The following is a 1,292-nucleotide window of genomic DNA, read 5'->3' as shown; positions in this document are numbered from 1 at the left end:
ATAAATATGTGGGTAGTTGCAGATAATATAAGAAAAGGTGCTGCAACTAATGCCATCCAAATTGCTGAGTTACTTTTAAAATATAACCTTGTATAATAAAAAATCCACCTATTTTATATTTGCAAGCATAAGTTTGCTATATAAAAATAAGTGGATTTTTTAATTCATATAAACTTACATCATAAAAGTTGCTCCATCTAAAGACTGGAATATTTGGAAATTTGGTTTATTGCCTAATGCATAAAAACTATACACCCTACCTGGATTTATAGTTACTTGTATTTGTCTAATTAATTGACCATTTTCACTTAATAATACATCAACTTGATATGTTTTAGGATTTACATCTGTATATGGAGTTATTTCTTTATACTCAACATCCTCTAAAACTCTTTGCCCATCTAACACAATATCTACAGGTCTTCCATTTGGAACTAAATGTATAAATCTCACTTTAGATTGATTGCCTGTAGGTATTGTCATTTCTTCTTCTATTGGTAGTATATCTATAGTTTTATCTGATTCCCCTATAATAGCTATAGTAACTAACTCATTAGAAGTTATATCTATATTACCTGTAATTATCGGATTTTCTTTTTGATCTCTTAAAAAAACTTCTACTGTATATTGACCCTTTGGAACATATACGTATGGTGTAAAATCAGTAAATTGGATATTATTAAAAAATGGACTTCCATTTAAGTATATATCTACAACATCACCTTCTACCACTGCATGTAAGACTCTAACTAAAGAGTAATTTTCATTAAAATTTCTCACTTTTCCTCCCCCTTAAACTTAAAATATGCTACTACTATCATATTATTAAGGGTTTGCATTTTTTGATACTAATTATATTCCTTATATATCTGTATCTCTTATTTCTATTTCTGTTCCTTCTGGAGCTTTTACCTTAAATAACTTTTCTCCTTCAACCTCGTATACAATTTTTCCATTTTTTAATTTAAAATCTGTATACCCTAGATTTTTAATTCTTTCATATTCTGCTTGTACATCATCAACTATAAAACCTAAATGTACAGGTCCAGAATTTAAAGAGCTCCATTTATGTAAAGTATCATTAGCTTTAGCAGTTTGTAGCTCTATCATAAATTCTCCACATTTTATCCAAGTGTTATATTCTCTAGTATGAAAATCTTTACTTTCTTGAACTATCTTAAATCCTAATATATTTGTATAAAAATCTAATGATTCCTTATATTTATCAGTTTGTATACACACATGATGTATCATTTTTATAGCCATAGGTGTTCCTCCTATAATATTATTAT

At 27.6% G+C, this 1,292-nt stretch carries 2 protein-coding genes; both read right to left on the bottom strand.

Annotated features, from left to right (window positions below):
* Positions 1-174: 174 nt before the first annotated feature.
* Entirely contained in the window at positions 175-780 is a 606-nt protein-coding gene (locus G3997_RS00885; protein WP_296646641.1) for a DUF4397 domain-containing protein, read from the bottom strand.
* 81 nt (positions 781-861) lie between these two features.
* Positions 862-1,292: VOC family protein (locus tag G3997_RS00880; RefSeq protein WP_330616149.1), on the bottom strand; the 431-nt coding region annotated here is incomplete at its 5' end.

It is taken from the genome of Romboutsia sp. 13368 (assembly GCF_018336475.1).
In the GTDB taxonomy this organism is placed as follows: domain Bacteria; phylum Bacillota; class Clostridia; order Peptostreptococcales; family Peptostreptococcaceae; genus Romboutsia.
Note: the sequence above shows the minus strand (reverse complement) of the source record. Positions and strands in the feature narration are given on the sequence as shown.